The sequence below is a fragment of the Aquimarina sp. I32.4 genome (assembly GCF_002924285.1).
Taxonomy (GTDB): domain Bacteria; phylum Bacteroidota; class Bacteroidia; order Flavobacteriales; family Flavobacteriaceae; genus Aquimarina.
In genome coordinates this window covers 1-16,685 of record NZ_PGUB01000097.1, presented here as the reverse complement: position 1 = coordinate 16,685, position 16,685 = coordinate 1, and the positions used below count along the sequence as shown (strand labels likewise).

Below are 16,685 nucleotides of genomic sequence, written 5' to 3'. Positions count from 1 at the left end.
TCTGACAAAATTAGAGTTTACTCATGTTGCTACACCAGAGGAAAATGCACATGTAGAAGCTTATCATGGAATACTTAAAAAAGAAGTCTTTCAACGATTTGAGTATAGAACATTTGGAGAGATTCAACAAATACTAAAAAGATATGTGGTTTTCTATAACAACGTAAGGCATCATGGACTATTGGGAAGAATAACTCCTATGGAAAAATGGAACAAAGACAAACACTTAATTTTAATGAAAAATAGAGTAGCATAATTAATAATCCAAATTTAAAAGATTACTCTTGTTTTATAGGGGTCAAAACATGCCCAAGGTGCTAGGTCCACATAAAACTCATCCTTTGTATCTAAAGATAAAGAAATTGAATTTTTACTTTGAAGTATTAATTGAAGTTGATTATCCTTATAAATAATTTGTATCGTGTCTTTCGGGTTATCAATTAATGTATATCGCCCAGTATATTTTTTATAATTGTTTACACCCAACAGACTATGTTTTGGAATATTCTTGATCTTATTCTGATCTAATAACCATTCTATTAAGTTATTTTTTATAAATGGCAATTCCCAAATATCATGACCTGCATCTGGGTATATTGTGATTTTAGTCTTCCCATTATATTTATTTATATGTTTTACTGTATTTATATTACAATTTACATTTGTATTTTCATCTTTTTCTCCATGAAATATCCAAATGGGTAAATGTCTTAACCTCCATGGGGTTTTTATATCTCCTTGAAAACAACCCGAAATAGGTACTACTGCTGCAAATCTCTCTGGATTTTCTAAAGCCCAATTCCAAGTTCCCCACCCCCCTAAACTATGACCGCTAAGGTAAATCCTGTTTTTGTCTATATTATATTTATTTATTACATCATCCAACATTTGATTAAGAATATCAACACTCCATTTATCAAAAGAGTTTGATGGTGAAATAAGAATTAAAGGCAGGTTTTTATCTTTGGTAAACTTTATAGGTAAAAAATCTTTTTTCACCTCATTGAGGCTTGGATTTTCTCTTGATCCATGTAGAAATATAAGTACAGGCCATTTCTTATCAGAAGCACCGTTATACTCTATAGGTAATGAAACCAAATAATCTGTTTTTATAAAAAATTGTTCATCCTTTTGTTGGGCAATACTAACTATTGTCTTTATTGTAAAAAAAAATGACTTTGTGTTTTCATATTATTTTGATTTATTACTCCTTCTGTTTATCCAGTTTGACTGTTGAATATTGTATAAGGTTACATAAAAATCAAACAAACCTCTATAAATTTAGGAACTCAAAGAGGTTTACACAGAGTTTCAGTTTTTTAAACCAAATATTTATCATTCTTAACTTGACCCATAATTCAACCTTTACTAGAAGAATAAAACAGGGTGACTCCCCTACACGGATGTCACCCTGCTTGTAAATTGATTTTCTTCAAAATCAATACCCTTACTACATGTTGATTTTTAACACACTATAGTATCTTGTTTCCTTACTTACAATCAAAAATAATAATCAATATTACTCTGCATAATCAAGGACTTTTTCTTGTTTATTAGCACTCTCTTGTGGTACTAGTTTATCTGCTAAATCCTGAGCTAGAGCTACCATGGTCATTGTGGGGTTCCATGAACCTCCTTGTGGCCATAGTGCGCCCCCTGTAACGTATACATTTTCTGTATTTCGCAGACGATAATTCAAATCTACAGGTGCAGTTTCCTCTTCGCCAATATATAAGGTTGAAGATTCATGTACCAATGCATCTACCCTGATTTGACTTTGTAATGGGCGCACAGGTTCCCATGTGCCACTATCTGGATCACCATGCCAGTATTCTACGGCACTACTACCATTGGGAGACAGCGCATCTTCTATAACCTCAAATGTTGCTTTATCCATTGCATCCCAAGTTTCTTTATCACTATCATTTTCTGTGATTTGAAGCAGTGAATTGGTGGTAATATTCTCATCTTGTGGATTGTTGAGAAACCAATTGTTTTTATTTCTAGAATCCAACTCTCCCAACACTGCACAAACAAATACTACATGATCTTCTGAGGATAGTAACTGAGCCATAGAGGCGGTAGCTACAACATCTGGCATATAGCGTAAGGCTGTTCCTGCATTCTTAATTGGTTTTTCGTCTGCTAGTACGCTTAGTTGAATATGATATTGCTTTTTATAGTCATTATCTGTTCCTGCAATATAACAAGCTCCTATTTCTAATTCGCCAAATAGTTTGCTTGCTTTATAATCTTTCTTAGGCACTCGTGCCACTATAGAGGTAATAAAATGTGCAGAGAATCTAGTTCCTGGGTTTACAGCATTGGGAAAAGAGTTTCTTACTAATGTAGCTGGTGGTAGTGTTCCCATAGCAAGAACCAGTTTGGCTTTTCCTAATGGCAATACCCCTCTAGAGGTTTGTAATGCGGTAGCCTGCCCATCTTGCTGGTAGATTTTTTCTACTACGCAATCGGCTACAATATCCATTCGTGCACCTTTATTTTCTTGCACCAATGCTTCTTGTTTTACACCCAATTGTAATAGCTCTCCTGGGATTGCATATTTCTGAAAATCAATTCCATCTACATTTTCTGCTGCCGATGCCAATGGGGCAGCTTGGGTTCTATAAATCCCTTCTACATCTGTTCCGTATTTTGCTAAACGAGTTTGTATTTCTTTTTGTAATTCTCCATAAACAGGTCTGGTATTCCTTATCAATTCTAATAATGCACCTGTTCTATTAGCATCGATCTCATCTGCCATTTGTACTCGCAATAATTTCTCTGCAGATTCAAAATTATTTTTGGCAGCGTTGATAGTGGCTTGTGGCCACCCATCCATTTCATCTTCTGTGGGTTTGGGGCACCATGCGCTCCACATGGTTGATCTGCCTCCAAAAAACGGAATCATACCATGTTGCCACTTTATTGTTCCTGGACCTTCTGCTGTTTTAGACGATAGAGTCCACGGAAAAGTTTCTGATAATCCTCCTAGGGTATTGACAAAAGGTAATGGTAAATTCTGAAAATGCTCGGGTAAGAAAAAAGGGCCTCTCTCTATAATCAAAATTCTACAAAAAGGATCTCTTTCTAATGCTCTTCTGGCTGTTGCATAGGCACAAAAACCTGTACCGATAATTACCAGATCATAGTTGTTTTCTTCTCGTGCGTTTTTCCATTCTGTCTGAGACATAAAAAAAACGTGATTCATCACATCTTGCCCAGATGGAGTTTGTGGTCCTGGTGTGGGATATCCATTTTTTAGGTTATTAGAGTTTGCTGATGCGCCCATGATTCTTTAGTTTATTAACTATTAATTATTTACACTCTTAAAGTTACAGATTATAGCGCTACAAAAACCACGTAAAAACCCGTGAATTGTAAAAGTTTTTTTAGTTACAAAAAAAAAGAGAGATAGTTTCGTAACATTACAAGCCGTCACGACACACACCTATATACTGTTATATTTTTAGATCATACTATCTATACAATATAAAAACAACATATTCTACATCAAAAAATAATAAACGAGAAAGGTTAAAAAGAAAATTAATTCAATACAATACTTAATAATATGGCGTATAGTAATAAAACAGAAGAAAAGAAAGATCTAAAAATGCACATTGTAAATAATGTACCCTCTAGTGAGTTAGAAGATATACTCACTTTGTACAGCAGATCTGTTGCCATAGAAAGTTATGTGAAAATACCTTTTATATTTATCGCTGTACTTTTTCTTGTACACAATATTTTTCTGGCAGGACGAAGCTTTGATTATAGTACGTATGAAACCATAAAAACAGTAGAGCTTTCTATTGCTGGGGTTATTGTAATTGTAGTTTTTATAATGGCAGGGATTGCAATTGATAAAAATATAAAAGTAAATAAATTACTAAAACAAATAGGAACCCAATATCATATAGATATACAAACTGTTCAAGATGAGTTTAACGCAATAGCAATTCATCTTTTTGGAGGTCGAGGCGTAACATTAAAAAAAAGTAAGAATCATAAAACACTACATTAGGTAACTGTGACCTTATTACGGTACTAAGACACAACGTGTGTAATTTTTAAAAAAACTTATTTATCTTTTGTTTCCACTGGGTTTTTATCCATTTTTTCAAAAAAAACAAAAACAGAATCTTTTTTGATTTTCATTTGAGAATGATCTAGTTGTAAAATACTATAATCCCCATCATCTTTATTTTTTTTCTCAGATGACAATGTGAGTATATTATTTTTTCGATCATATTTCCAAGCTCCTTTTTTCTTAGGTACTCTTCCGATTCGTCCTCCTTCTAACCTTCCATCCTCATGTAAAATAATATATTTATTCCGACTCTCTATAGTTCTATCACTTCCTACCTCGACCTTATATATTTCCCAATACCCTACTATCTTTTTTCGCTTATGGATGGTTGTAAAACCAAATGATAAAAATATTACGATTACTGAAGCTACTATAATTCTCATTTGTACATTCTTTTTTTGTTAGTTGATAAAGAGTTAATCTAATTTCAAAAATATGAACTCTTTATCAACTCACAAAACTATTGTATTAATTCGGTAATACGTTTAATCGCTTCTTTGGGATAATCTCTAAGTGTCATTATGTGTGGGCTATCAGTTTCCCAAAACACTTTAGGCTCTTTTGCTTTCTCAAATAGGTTTCTACCATGACTGATAGGTACTCCTTGATCATGTCTACTATGAATAATCAATTTTGGCATATTATGTATATCCTTTATATCTCTAACTCCTACGTAATCTTGATTAAATTTTTCGGGGTGGTTTCTATGCTTGTCCTTTATAAACTCAAAAGGTGCATAATCAATCGCTATTTTTTGTGCAGATTCAAAACTACTATCAAGAACAAGGCCATCAATTTTATCTTGATTATCTCTTGTGATTTTTATTGCCAATTGTCCTCCTAACGACATGCCATATACTATAGTTTTGAGTGTATCGTTTTGAGTTTTACTTATAAAATCTTCAAAAGCTACTTCGCTATCTTTTAAAACTCCTTTATAATTTGGTTTTCCTTTGGATTTACCATACCCTCGCCAATCTACCGCATACACAGAAAAACCATTATCTACCAATGGTTTGATCAAACCTGCACTTACCGTAGCATTGCCTCCTGCTCCATGAATATAAAATACATTTCCTCTATGCTTGATTGATGGTTTAAAATGATAGGTATAAATTGTTATAGAGTCTTCTACCTGTAATTTATATTCTGAGTAATTAAATGATTCTAATGATGCCATTTCTTTTGATGGATAATAATATAGCTTTGATTCATCTTCCTGAATCATCGCTCGTATCATAGCATCAGTTTGGTATTTGTAAATTCCGAATCCAAAAACTGCTACTACTATAATTAATAAAATCCAACTTGTAATCTTAATCACTTTTTTCATGTCATATTATTTTGATGACACAAACTAAAGGGTTCTTTTTTTGAGTAAAAAAATTAAGTGATTAGTTGGTGTTTTTAGTGATTAATAGAATGGTTTTGGTATGAATTGTCTATGCAAAAGGGACTAATTGAATACGTTTTTTATTGTTTTGTATGAGGTTCTCGCAATGGGAATGGCTTCTTCTATCTCTTTTGAAATCAATGTAGCTTTTTGAGAGTTTCCTTTTATCACAAAGACATGTTTAGGATTAATCAAGTAGGAACGATGTGGTTGTATCAGAAACGGTGCTTGTGTCAAAATAGCTGATAATTTACCCCGTAACATTACCCTTTGAATTGTATCACTCTTATAAAAAACCATTACATAATTATCTACTGATTTCACATATAATAGTTGTTCTCTAGGAATAGTAAACTCATCTTTATGATTATCACCTACCAATGTTATATTCTCAATCACCTTATCTTGATCATTATCAATAATCTCTTGGGAATCTTGTATTGAGTTTTTACTAAAAAAATAACGTAATACTAATTTTGGAAAAATAATTAATGGCAAAACAGGCAAAACGATATAGGAGCAAAAAAGTAATAACCTGAATAGTGATAATGGCTGTTTCTCAAAAACTATATCTAAGTACAGATACCCAAAAATAGCTCCTGATATTGACGAAAGAATAAGAAACATAACTTCGTTCCACCAGACCCATGTTTTTTTCCTTTTATAAAAATAATTTTCTACAAAATGAGCTCCCATATAATTCACAAATTTTATAAGTCCGAATCCCATAAATAATATTTCTTTATAAGAATGATCAAAATTATTGATATTAAACGGCTGTAAAAAAATTAGAATAAATCCCAGCAAAGAACCCACAGTTATACCTATCAGTATATGAACTCTATACGATGTGGTAAAAGGAAAGGAAGTGTTTAGTAACATAGAAGCCTTTATCATTATTTACTGAATCCAAAAATAATCATTACCACAAATAAATACTTATAAAATTCTCTGATTGTTCCATTTCATCATCTAGCCCCATAAAACAACACTTATGAGTTACTTAAAATCAAAAAATAACAAAACTGAACTATCTTTTTAAAAAAATCACCCTTCTCTTGTTACTCAGACAAAAAAAGCTTTGTATTTTTGTATAAAAAATACGGGTGCGTATAGTATTTTCTTTCTTACTACTAGTAACTTTCACACTAAGACCAGTGATGGAGATGGCTCCTTTTTTTTATTACCAACTCAATCTGGATTACATTATAGAAAATTACTGTATCAATAAAGAACGCCCTAGACTACAATGTAACGGAAAGTGTTATTTAATGAGTAAACTGAAAGAAAAAAACACTTCTGATAATAAGGCAACTAGTTTTAGAGTTTCAGAATCCTTTCTTCCGTTATATTTTCAGAAACAAGATATTGATATCGAAAATAATATAATCACTTCTGGTGAAAGAATGGTTTTTACCTCGTATTCATTTACCTATAATTTTTTATACACCAATACTATAGAACACCCTCCAGAATTTATATAGTCTTCTTTTTAATTTTTGGTTGCTGTAATTATATCCTTTATGAGGATTATAATTCTGTTTCCAACATATATTCAATGCCTTGCATGAACAATAATTTCAATTGAATAATCGGTTATAAAACTTAGTTCAAATTGATTTTATCCATGCCTACCTATAAAAGTTATGCATTTTCTTGATCATGACATTGAATGAATATCATTTAAATTTTGAAAAAGCGCTAATAAATTTAATTTCTATGCGCCCAGTTTCAACATTAAAATGGGATAACAAGTATCTATCTAATAATAACATTGATGAGTATTCTCTATAAAAAGAATTGCTCTCATACTGGTATACAATCAATTGTATACCTATAATACCATATTTAAAAATGAAGTCAACTATAAAATTAATTGTATTAACTTTTGCCTTTTTTGCCATAAGCTGTAGTAGTGATGATGATGGTGCATCTAATAAGGATGCTGTGAGTACTGTAAAGATCAAATGGGATAATATTGTTGGGCAAAAAGACATGAATATTGTAGAAAAACAAAATCTGGAATATGGCTACAAGACTGCGGATAATCAGGATTTCAACATAACTTCTTTTGGATATTATATAACCAATATAATCCTAGAAGGACCTAATGGAGAACGTTTTGAAGATGAAATTTCTATTTCTGCAGCAGATGCAAAAGGAGTTTATCATATAAAAGAAGGTGATTTTGCATCTGCGGCTACTATTTTACAAAATGTTCCTATAGGAAAATATAATAAAATAACTTTTACTGTAGGAATCCCTGAAGAAGGTGTAAAAGAAGGTGCTGCTGGTGGAGTTTTGGATCCTGCCGCAGGAGCTTGGTTCTGGAACTGGAATGCTGGTTATATAGGTTTTGCTATAGAAGGACATGCTAGTACCTCTAGCCAGGCACATAATGAAATAGATGGGTTTGTAATTCCTGAAAAATCGTTTGCTATTCATATCGGAGGATGGAGAGATATTACCCCGCTAGAAGGTGAAACACCAAAGTTTGTGAATAATGTAAAAACTATTACACTCAACTTTGATAGTGATGTAACCGTAGCAGAAAGCCAAGAACCTAGTATTCACTTATTAGCCAATGCAAAAGCTCTTTTTGACACATCGTCTGTTGATTTTTCTACCACATACTCTGTACATGCTCCTATTTTAGGAAAACAATTTGCTGATGTATTGGATCAGGTATTTTCATATAGCCACGTTCATCAATAAAAAGTATGAATATACATAGCAATTATGCATATCTGGTATCTATATACTGGGTATGCTTGCTTTTTATTTCCTGTAGTAATGATGGAGGAAATGATGAAGTGCTTGACACTGATACGTATGAACTGATACAACCAGAGGGGTTTCCCGAAATTAAGTATACTACTCAGAATAATCCTATTACTCAAAAAGGTTTTGAATTAGGGAGGAAGCTTTTTTTTGATCCTCGTCTGTCTGCAGATGGCAGTATTTCTTGCAATAATTGTCATCAACAATCCCGTGGTTTTGCAGATTCTCCTGTACATCCTATGAGTATAGGAATAAATAGCCAAGCAGGTAATCGTAATGCGCCCCCTCTTTTTAATATGGCTTTCAGAAAAGAATTCTTCTGGGATGGAGGTGTTACTCACCTAGATTTTGTACCTATTAATGCGCTAGAATCTGATATAGAGATGGGAGAAACTATAAAAAACGTTGTTGAAAAATTAAATCGAAATGATGAATATCGTCAACTTTTTAAAGAAGCCTTTGATGTAGATAGCATTACATCTCCTAGAATATTACAAGCATTCTCACAATATATGCTGTTGATGATCTCTAATGATTCTAAATTTGATCAGTACCAAAGACAAGAAAACAATGTGACTTTTACAGAAAGTGAACAAAAAGGGATGCTCTTTTTTGATGAAAAATGTTCTTCTTGTCACAGCGGTTCACTTTTTACCGATCAATCTTTTAGAAATAACGGTATTTCTGATACATTTTCTGATAATGGTCGTGCTTTAATTACAGAGTCAAATAGTGATATCGGTAAATTCAGGGTTCCTACTCTGCGCAATATAGAGGTAACAGGCCCTTATATGCACAATGCTAATTTTGACACACTCGAAGAGGTATTACAGCATTATGCAAATGGAGTCAAAGATTCTGAAACTTTGGATGCTATATTAAAAACAGAAAATAATCAATTAGGAATTGCTTTGACAGAAAGTGAACAGGCAGATATTATTGCTTTTCTAAAAACACTTACTGATGAAACCTTTTTAACAGATCCAAAATTTAATAATCCAATATGAAAGCCCATAATGGGCATTTAATAGATAAAAATCAATACCAACCGGCATAGTTTCAACATGATGATCAACGGTTTGTGAAATTTTAAATAGATGAAAAAAAATATTATACTATTACTGTTATCTATCATAACAATACCTAATATCATGGCGTGTGATATTTGTGGGTGTCAACTTAGCGGATTATCTTTTGGTCTTCTGGCTGGTACTAATACACATTATATTGGTTTACGATATACCCAAGCGGCTTTTAGTGCCTCTATAAAGTATAACAGTAATTTACTACAGGATGAGTATTCTAGTGATACATTTATACGTACAGAATTATTAGGTAGGTATATACTTTCTAATAAATTACAACTACATGCTATTGTGCCTTATATCAACAATGATATGAATGGTAGCATGCAAAGTTTGCAGTTTAATGGAATCGGTGACCCTAGCCTTCTCTTGTTTTATAATGTATTAGAGAAGAAAGAATCAAAAAAAGAAGAGGTTGCTGCTCCTTCTACAAATGCAATCAAACAAACGTTACTTATAGGGGGTGGTTTAAAATTTCCTACAGGTAAATTTGATCGTTCTGATCGTGGAGAAATCGTGAATCGTAACTTTCAGGTGGGAACTGGAAGTTTTGATTTTTTACTTTCTTCTAATTATACGGTTAGTATGGGACGTTGGGGGTTGAATGCAGAAGCTTCTTACAAAATAAATACTCGCAACTCTGATGAGTACCTTTTTGGAAATCAATTTAATACTAGCGGGTATTTATTTTATACCATCCCTATAAAAAATGGAGTTATTTCTCCGTTTACAGGGACTTTGTTTGAAGCCGCAGATAAACATGATGATGGCATACAAAAATTCAATACTGGTGGTAATGCTACTTTAGGAACAGTAGGCATGCAAGTAAATTGGAAAAGTTTCTCACTCAATACATTAGTTCAAAGTCCTTTGCAACAGAATTATAATAGTGATGCTATTTCTACTATCGAAACCGATACCAGATTCTCTATCGGACTCTTGTATCATTTTGCAAAGAAAAAGAAACGCAAATATAGTTTTAATTGATTTTGTAAAAATAGCTGCCAACTCTATTTATCAACTGATTTAAAAAGAGTTGACTAATTTTTTTCTACATTAAAAAATAATCTAAAACTCTCGAGTATACTTTTTAAAACTTGAGAGTTTTTTTATTTAGATCAACACCTCGATGATTTTTTTTACAATCAACAAATTACTATTTTTATCATACTAAATTAAAATAAAGGAGTATTTACTATATACTATACTTTTTTTAAATGTTTTTTATCCAAACCCCCATATATCATGATTTCTAAAAAGGTTTTTATACTATCAAAGTATTTTCAACATACGTCACTTAGACCATTTGTGATCAGAAGTTTTATTTTGATATTTACTTTCTTTAGTAGTATAGATGTATTTGCGCAAATTGAGGCCAATTCTTTAATGGTCATTCCTTCTACCACTACCACAGAACGTAATGGTATTACTGGAGTTATAGAGGGTTCTTTGGTATATGATACGGATGTAGAAAGACTTTATAAGTATACAAGTACAGGGTGGCAAGAAATATCAGGTTCTAATAACACAGATACATATGTAGGGGCATTTCAAATATCTGCTGCTGGAGCCGTAAATGTCAACAGTCTTCCTTTTCAGCCCACTTCTATTACTTTTGTAGCACATGCTAATGTAGAAAACTTCAATATTAATAGTGATAATGGCACCAACAATAATGACCGAGGAATACGCAATTCTTTTGGTACTATGAATGGGGTTGCCCGTCAAGATGGTGGTTCTATTACCCAACAAGTCATTTATGTGGGCGGTCATGGTAATTCTATTAATAATATTTCTCGTTATGCTTCTAATGCCAATTCAATAGGCTTACGGTATGGTGATCAAAATGGCCTCTCCTTAGGTATTATTTCAGGTGCTGTAACTTCTTTTAATACAGATGGTTTTACTGTTAATGTCACTTATACTAACGGAACTATTTCCAATACTGGCCAGAATATACGCCCAACCGATATTAATAACGAAGGAATTATTGTACTGTATACTGCTTACAGATAATGTTTTTTGATACTCAACTTGATTGTTATATAAAACCATCTAAATAGTATATTTATCCTTTAATTTCTTAATCAAGCAGTAGATCATTCGTTTTTTCTTATAACTCATGAATTTAATAATTGTCTTTTTTTTAACTACAGGGATTGTCATTAATGCACTTATAATATTGCTATTGGTAAAATCAAAGACCAGAGAACTACCTCAGAAATTACTTTTATTATTCTTTTCTATAACCTTATTATACATTATTCATGGGTATGCACAAATACACAAATTAAGAAGTTTATATATTCTAACTTTTATAGGAAATAGTATTATTGAAATTTTTATGGGTCCCTTGATTTTTCTTTATATCAAATCCCTATTTGAGAAAGAAAAGAAACTAATAAAAAAGTATTTTGTTCATTTTATCCCTGCCCTACTCTATTTATTATGTATATCAATTCCTTTTGTAGTTTCAATCATTAAGAGAGAATTTATCTTTGAATATTTATCAGTTTTTAATGATCATAGTGATCTGATTGTTATTGCACTTCTATTTTATTTTATTTTTTACACCCTCCTTTCTCTACACTCGTCTTACATTTATAAAAATGCAATGAAAGCTAATTTCTCAACTATTTCAGAAAATGATTTTGGTTGGGTAAAACGAATGCTTATAGGAGTATTAATTATTTTATGTTTTGATATAACATCTATACTATATGAATTTATTCTTGGAGAATTAAATTTTGAAACAGATTACTTAACATTTGTTCCTGTAATTATATACTTAGGATACCTAGGCTATTACGGTGTTAATCAATCAAAAATATTATTGCCCAATTTTTTAATAAATACTCCCACAGAAAAAGATAAAAAAGTAAAGAAAACAGATTATTTATCTACTGTAAATAACAAGGAACTACAGCACTTAAAACTGCTATTAGAAAACGTAATGTCTACAGACAAAAAATTCTTAGAAGAAGATCTTACTTTGAGCGTCTTGGCTGATGCTATTTCTATTTCTGATAAAAAGCTTTCTGCCTTTTTAAATCAATACCTCAATACCACCTTTTATGACTATGTAAATAAATATCGTGTTGAATCTGTAAAAGAAAAAATGAAATCCCCAAAATTTGATAACATCACACTTCTGGGAATTGCTTATGAATCTGGTTTTAAATCCAAAACCAGTTTTAATCGCATCTTTAAAAAAGAAACAGGACTATCCCCTTCTCAATACAAATCCTCGCTACAACCTTCTGATAAATAAGTACCAATAGAACCATTGGAACGCTTGGCACGTGGTTTTCATAGTTATTTGTATCAATCTTAAAAAAGTAAAACTATGAAAACCAACAAACTTATAGCAACCTTCCTTTTTTCTCTTTTCATTATACAAAACAGTATAGGACAAGACGATAAATTTACTGGTTATGCTACTTCTCTTGTAAACAGTGATAGTATTCTTAAGATCGAAACATTTGGACTGGCAAATCGTGAAAAAAAGATTAACTATTCAAAAAACACCATCCAACCGATAGGTTCTGTGAGTAAAACATTTATTGGAATTTCTTTGATGATAGCCAAAGAAAAAGGACTAGTCGATTTGGATAAAAACATAAATGAATACCTCAATTTCACCATTGAAAATCCATATTTTGACAGTTCAAACGTGATTACATTACGACATTTGGCTACTCATACCTCTGGGATTATTGATAATAAAAAAATATATGAATCTGCATATAGTTATGATATTCACCCTAAAACACCGTTAAAAAACTATTTATATGAACACCTTAACCACAATACAAAAAATGTAAAAAAAAGTTTCTCGAAACAAAAAGCAGGAACAACTTATCAATATTCTAATATAGGAGCAGCACTGGCAGCGTATATAATTGAAAAAGCCAGTGACAAATCCTTTTATGAGTTTACAAAAGAACATATTTTCACTCCCCTCGGCATGCATAATACAGGATGGTTTTATAAGGATATAAATACGACTCATCACAGTGTGTTATATGATGAGAAAGATAATCCTTTACCTCCTTACTCTTGTGTAACCTATCCTGATGGAAGCTTAAAAACAACTATCCAAGATCTGTCTCTTTATCTAATTGAACTCATAAAAGGATATAATGGGACTAGTAAATTACTTACCAAAAAATCATGGAATGAATTTTATACCAAGAATTTCAATACTAATAATGCAATCAAAAACATTAGTCTCAAAGAGCCAAATTCTGGAATATTTATCACTTATTTCAAATCAGGAAAAATAGGCCACACAGGTTCAGATTTGGGGGCATCTGCTTTTATGATGTTTGACCCCAAGACCAATAAAGGGCAAATTCTAATGGCAAATGAAGATTTGAGTGCTGATAATCTAAAGGAATTTAAAACTATTTGGAAAACTCTGTTTTAATGATCTCATTTATAAAACTAGGTATTCAATCAAACAAAATCTTTTATCAATAAGATCCCAAGGGAAATCAAATTGCAGATATTTATTTGCATTACTTTATATAGTCAATGATTGGTGTTCTCTTCTTTTTTTTTTAAAAAATTTAAATCTAAGCATCAGAATTTTAAAGTAAATTTGAGTTGAAAACTTATGATTTAATCATATAAAAAAAGAGAAGTCAGATGAATATAAAAGAACAATTCAAAGATGTAAAAAACTATTTCTCTCCAAAAATAGTGGCAGAAGTCAATGATCAATATGTAAAGATTGCCAAAATCAAAGGAGAAGAAATCCCTTGGCATAGTCATGAGAATGAGGATGAGTTATTTTATATACTCGAAGGGAGTCTTTTAATGGAAATTGAAAATGAAGCCCCTATAACAATGACAAACGGAGATATGTATGTCGTGCCAAAAGGGATTAATCATAGAGTCTCTTCTGTAAATGAATGCTTAATTATGTTGATAGAAACTAAAACAACAAAGCATACAGGAGAAATTGAATCTGCAATTACCAAATCAATTGAAGAGCAATCATATTAAGTTTATAGGCTTTCTGAGCATTATCAAAACAAGGTTTTTAGGCTTTAGTTTTAAAAAATGTAAAAATAAACAGCTACAAGCATATGCCTGTAACTGTTTATTAATCTTGGTATTCATTTCTATCATTTACTTATAGACACCAAACAGTAGATTAAAAAATACCCTCTAAAACCTTTTTACTTTGAAACAACAAACTTCTTTGTAGTGTTGTTTACTTTTATAAAATATACTCCTTTGGGTAACTGGCGCACATCTATTTCTAGCCTGTCAGCCCCATGTTGCTTTACTGTATATACCTGTTTGTCAATTATTTTTCCTGAAATTCCTAAAACATCTAGGTTTATTTTCTTTATATCAATCTCATTAACAGATACATATAATATATTTTGCACAGGATTAGGAAATACAGAGATCGACTCCTCTTCTAGATTAGTCCCTATTCTGGAATTCACTGCTCGTGGGCTATCTAACCCTCCTAAAGAAGTTACATTACTTCCTGGAGCTAAATACTCTTTTAGAAAAGAAAAAGAGCGACTAAAAGCTACATATAAATCAAAAGAACTAGTATTATTGCACCTAGCCTGCCCTCCTTGTAGAGTACCTATTACATTTCCATTTGGATCTATTAAAGGGGAGCCTGAAGCCCCTCTTTCTGAAGAACCTTGGTTCCATATAACTTCCCAAAAGTATTGTTTCTGCCTTTCATTTATAGGAACAGGAATTATTGTGTCAGGGCGTTTAATATTATTACCCAAAGAGATTTTTTTGATATCAGCTTGTGAATGATGAATCCCGACAAAACTTGAAGGAACTCTATTTGAAGCATCCCATCCATTATAATAGGCATTATAAGAATTAGGAATAGCAGTAGATAGTTGTAACAAGGCAAAATCTATACCTCTAGTTTCTGCGAATGTCATAGCAAGATTTCCATTTCCATCTGGGTTACCTTCTCGAGGAACTGAAGATAAATCAACTTCTAGAAGTTGCGCTCCAGAAATTGAATTAGCTTTAGAAGGCTCTGCTTGTGGATTTGCACAAGTAGCAGATTGATAGTTAAAAATAAACATCGCTGTTTGTGGAGTAGATCTAGAATCAGATACATTGTGTTCAGCTGTTAATAAATATGGAGTACGATCCTGATTTGTGTTATTTATTAATACAGATGAAGCAAGACCTGTTCCATTATTAGTTGCATAGAGTACTACCGATCTAATCTGTTTTTCCCAAGGATTACCTTCTGGACAAGCTACATTTATATGACAATTACCCGTTTCTCCAAAAGCTTTTGCTGTATTTTCTGATTTACGCATAGTATCTGCTAGCTCAAATACTCCTTTATAATCATGAGCTACGGTAGCAAACTGCAAAACAGGTTTTTCTGATAATTGTGCTGGTTGATAATATTCTATAGTTATTTGATCACCTTTTATAGGTGCAACACCCAATTTGCGATATGGTTTATTGTTTTTATATGTAAATGCTCCTCTGATATCAGAACGATCTTTGTTATAAAAAAACAATTTGGCTCCTTTTGGTAAATAAAAATCTGAGAATGTAAAATTAAGCGTTTTAGCCCCTTTTGATTCTATCTCAAGTACCCAATATCGATCTCCATTAGGTTCTGTATACCATCTCCCAGCATTATTAGGGTTAATATTTACCTTATGAGCATATGCAAATCTATATGGTCCTTCCTTACCCTTTTCATCTTCCTTCCTCACTTTTTCAAGATTAATAGGTGGTAAGCTTATTTTTGGGATGCTATGAGATTTTGCAACTGATCTAGAAGCAAAATATGGAGTTCCCCCTTCACTTATTTGGGCTTTTATACTCATCCCTATAAAAAGAGAGAGTAGAATTAGTATATATCGTGTTTTCATTTTTAAAATTTTGAGTTAATAAATAAGTGATTGCACAATCACTCTCAAAACTACTTTACAATACAATGTTTTACATAACTTTAACCCTATTTAACCCCGTATTTGGTTTTTTTTTAAATTTGAATTCTTAATTATTGATAATGAGTTGTTAATTCTTAAAAAGCTTTTTAAAACATTGATGGTAGTCGTATAATGCCATCTGGGAATCTATCAAATTAACCCATTTATCATATTTCAATTGTGTTGCAATCCCTACAGAATCAGATAGCATTCCATAAAGAAACCCATTGTATTTATAGTTTGTTCCAAAAATATTTTCTGCTGCATGTGATAGATAATGTTTTATTAATACAATTTACGGACATTAACTTCGCATAAATGCGTCTAAGTAGTGATGATTACTTACTATAGATTTTATAAGTTCATTACTCATACTTTCT

General features: G+C 31.8%; 16 protein-coding genes. 10 read left to right on the top strand and 6 right to left on the bottom strand.

What is annotated here, in order from left to right:
* Positions 1 to 256: integrase core domain-containing protein (locus CVD18_RS17785; RefSeq protein ID WP_146052834.1), on the top strand; the 256-nt coding region annotated here is incomplete at its 5' end.
* 14 nt (positions 257 to 270) lie between these two features.
* Here CVD18_RS17785 and CVD18_RS17780 read toward each other — a convergent pair.
* Together CVD18_RS17780 and CVD18_RS17775 are read right to left on the bottom strand one after the other, a co-directional pair.
* Complete coding sequence (locus CVD18_RS17780; RefSeq protein ID WP_103866781.1) at positions 271 to 1,098, bottom strand: prolyl oligopeptidase family serine peptidase; 828 nt, start codon at positions 1,096 to 1,098, stop codon at positions 271 to 273.
* Between the two features lie 421 nt (positions 1,099 to 1,519).
* Entirely contained in the window at positions 1,520 to 3,292 is a 1,773-nt protein-coding gene (locus CVD18_RS17775) for a GMC oxidoreductase (protein ID WP_199185103.1), read from the bottom strand.
* A 282-nt stretch (positions 3,293 to 3,574) separates the two neighbouring features.
* On the opposite strand from CVD18_RS17775, the gene CVD18_RS17770 reads away from it, so the two are divergent.
* Positions 3,575 to 4,027 (top strand): hypothetical protein, encoded by a 453-nt coding sequence (locus CVD18_RS17770; RefSeq protein WP_103866779.1) that lies wholly within the window; start codon positions 3,575 to 3,577, stop codon positions 4,025 to 4,027.
* A gap of 56 nt (positions 4,028 to 4,083) precedes the next feature.
* On the opposite strand, the gene CVD18_RS17765 is transcribed toward CVD18_RS17770, so the two are convergent.
* The 3 genes from CVD18_RS17765 to CVD18_RS17755 all read right to left on the bottom strand — a co-directional run bounded on the left by CVD18_RS17765 (position 4,084) and on the right by CVD18_RS17755 (position 6,383).
* Complete coding sequence (locus tag CVD18_RS17765) at positions 4,084 to 4,476, bottom strand: lipocalin-like domain-containing protein (RefSeq protein WP_103866777.1); 393 nt, start codon at positions 4,474 to 4,476, stop codon at positions 4,084 to 4,086.
* A gap of 77 nt (positions 4,477 to 4,553) precedes the next feature.
* Positions 4,554 to 5,426, bottom strand: coding sequence for an alpha/beta hydrolase (locus CVD18_RS17760; RefSeq protein WP_103866775.1), 873 nt, complete (start codon positions 5,424 to 5,426; stop codon positions 4,554 to 4,556).
* A gap of 123 nt (positions 5,427 to 5,549) precedes the next feature.
* Positions 5,550 to 6,383: a LytTR family DNA-binding domain-containing protein gene (locus tag CVD18_RS17755; RefSeq protein ID WP_103866773.1), complete on the bottom strand. Its 834-nt coding sequence runs from the start codon at positions 6,381 to 6,383 to the stop codon at positions 5,550 to 5,552.
* A gap of 209 nt (positions 6,384 to 6,592) precedes the next feature.
* Here CVD18_RS17755 and CVD18_RS17750 point away from each other — a divergent pair, with 209 nt between their 5' ends.
* The 8 genes from CVD18_RS17750 to CVD18_RS17715 all read left to right on the top strand — a co-directional run bounded on the left by CVD18_RS17750 (position 6,593) and on the right by CVD18_RS17715 (position 14,362).
* Positions 6,593 to 6,970, top strand: a complete 378-nt coding sequence (locus CVD18_RS17750) for a hypothetical protein (protein WP_146052833.1) — start codon at positions 6,593 to 6,595, stop codon at positions 6,968 to 6,970.
* 370 nt (positions 6,971 to 7,340) lie between these two features.
* The gene (locus tag CVD18_RS17745) at positions 7,341 to 8,201 is read left to right on the top strand and encodes an MbnP family protein (protein ID WP_103866769.1); all 861 of its coding nucleotides are present in this window, start codon (positions 7,341 to 7,343) and stop codon (positions 8,199 to 8,201) included.
* Positions 8,202 to 8,206: 5 nt separating this feature from the next.
* Positions 8,207 to 9,274, top strand: coding sequence for a cytochrome-c peroxidase (locus tag CVD18_RS17740; protein WP_103866767.1), 1,068 nt, complete (start codon positions 8,207 to 8,209; stop codon positions 9,272 to 9,274).
* Positions 9,275 to 9,364: 90 nt separating this feature from the next.
* Positions 9,365 to 10,339, top strand: a complete 975-nt coding sequence (locus CVD18_RS17735; protein ID WP_103866765.1) for a hypothetical protein — start codon at positions 9,365 to 9,367, stop codon at positions 10,337 to 10,339.
* Positions 10,340 to 10,597: 258 nt separating this feature from the next.
* Complete coding sequence (locus CVD18_RS17730; RefSeq protein ID WP_103866763.1) at positions 10,598 to 11,368, top strand: hypothetical protein; 771 nt, start codon at positions 10,598 to 10,600, stop codon at positions 11,366 to 11,368.
* Between the two features lie 106 nt (positions 11,369 to 11,474).
* Positions 11,475 to 12,623: an AraC family transcriptional regulator gene (locus tag CVD18_RS17725; RefSeq protein ID WP_103866761.1), complete on the top strand. Its 1,149-nt coding sequence runs from the start codon at positions 11,475 to 11,477 to the stop codon at positions 12,621 to 12,623.
* Positions 12,624 to 12,698: 75 nt separating this feature from the next.
* A complete protein-coding gene (locus tag CVD18_RS17720; protein ID WP_103866758.1) occupies positions 12,699 to 13,781 on the top strand; it encodes a serine hydrolase in 1,083 nt (360 codons plus the stop codon).
* A 221-nt stretch (positions 13,782 to 14,002) separates the two neighbouring features.
* Positions 14,003 to 14,362 carry a cupin domain-containing protein gene (locus tag CVD18_RS17715; protein ID WP_103866756.1) on the top strand — a complete coding sequence of 120 codons (360 nt, stop codon included), beginning with the start codon at positions 14,003 to 14,005 and terminating at the stop codon, positions 14,360 to 14,362.
* A gap of 176 nt (positions 14,363 to 14,538) precedes the next feature.
* On the opposite strand, the gene CVD18_RS17710 is transcribed toward CVD18_RS17715, so the two are convergent.
* The gene (locus CVD18_RS17710) at positions 14,539 to 16,245 is read right to left on the bottom strand and encodes a T9SS type A sorting domain-containing protein (protein ID WP_103866754.1); all 1,707 of its coding nucleotides are present in this window, start codon (positions 16,243 to 16,245) and stop codon (positions 14,539 to 14,541) included.
* Between the last annotated feature and the right edge of the window lie 440 nt (positions 16,246 to 16,685).

Excerpts from the sequence above, each read along its gene's own strand:
- CVD18_RS17775 (WP_199185103.1), bottom strand. The coding sequence starts at position 3,292 with ATGGGCGCATCAGCAAACTCTAATAACCTAAAAAATGGATATCCCACA.
- CVD18_RS17770 (WP_103866779.1), top strand. The coding sequence starts at position 3,575 with ATGGCGTATAGTAATAAAACAGAAGAAAAGAAAGATCTAAAAATGCAC.
- CVD18_RS17765 (WP_103866777.1), bottom strand. The coding sequence starts at position 4,476 with ATGAGAATTATAGTAGCTTCAGTAATCGTAATATTTTTATCATTTGGT.
- CVD18_RS17760 (WP_103866775.1), bottom strand. The coding sequence starts at position 5,426 with ATGAAAAAAGTGATTAAGATTACAAGTTGGATTTTATTAATTATAGTA.
- CVD18_RS17755 (WP_103866773.1), bottom strand. The coding sequence starts at position 6,383 with ATGATAAAGGCTTCTATGTTACTAAACACTTCCTTTCCTTTTACCACA.
- CVD18_RS17745 (WP_103866769.1), top strand. The coding sequence starts at position 7,341 with ATGAAGTCAACTATAAAATTAATTGTATTAACTTTTGCCTTTTTTGCC.
- CVD18_RS17740 (WP_103866767.1), top strand. The coding sequence starts at position 8,207 with ATGAATATACATAGCAATTATGCATATCTGGTATCTATATACTGGGTA.
- CVD18_RS17735 (WP_103866765.1), top strand. The coding sequence starts at position 9,365 with ATGAAAAAAAATATTATACTATTACTGTTATCTATCATAACAATACCT.
- CVD18_RS17730 (WP_103866763.1), top strand. The coding sequence starts at position 10,598 with ATGATTTCTAAAAAGGTTTTTATACTATCAAAGTATTTTCAACATACG.
- CVD18_RS17725 (WP_103866761.1), top strand. The coding sequence starts at position 11,475 with ATGAATTTAATAATTGTCTTTTTTTTAACTACAGGGATTGTCATTAAT.
- CVD18_RS17720 (WP_103866758.1), top strand. The coding sequence starts at position 12,699 with ATGAAAACCAACAAACTTATAGCAACCTTCCTTTTTTCTCTTTTCATT.
- CVD18_RS17715 (WP_103866756.1), top strand. The coding sequence starts at position 14,003 with ATGAATATAAAAGAACAATTCAAAGATGTAAAAAACTATTTCTCTCCA.
- CVD18_RS17710 (WP_103866754.1), bottom strand. The coding sequence starts at position 16,245 with ATGAAAACACGATATATACTAATTCTACTCTCTCTTTTTATAGGGATG.